Annotated in this window: 1 protein-coding gene; it reads left to right on the top strand. The window is 63.9% G+C overall.

What is annotated here, in order from left to right; translation table 11 throughout:
- Positions 1-200 precede the first annotated feature (200 nt).
- A partial coding sequence (locus tag ACOSDM_RS20265; protein WP_420726344.1) for a NifU N-terminal domain-containing protein occupies positions 201-280 on the top strand: 80 nt, incomplete at its 3' end.

Raw genomic sequence — 280 nt, 5'->3', positions numbered from 1 at the left:
AGCTCGAAGAGATCACCTGACCGCCGCCGTCGCGGGCGGAGCGCGCCCGGTCTTCCCCGTGCGGGCGTCGGGTCGGTCCGTGAAAGGGGGACGCTTTGCGCCGTCGGCAACCGCCACGGCTCCGATTTAGAATCGTTCCAAATCTTGACTTGGCGCGCCCCCGCCCGCATATCTGACGAAACCGATAAGGATTTGTGCCCATGTTCATCCAGACCGAATCCACCCCGAACCCGGCGACACTGAAATTCCTGCCCGGCCAGACCGTGCTGGAAATGGGGAC

The organism is Hwanghaeella sp. LZ110 (assembly GCF_048892525.1).
Taxonomy (GTDB): domain Bacteria; phylum Pseudomonadota; class Alphaproteobacteria; order UBA8366; family Aestuariispiraceae; genus Pacificispira.
Note: the sequence above shows the minus strand (reverse complement) of the source record. Positions and strands in the feature narration are given on the sequence as shown.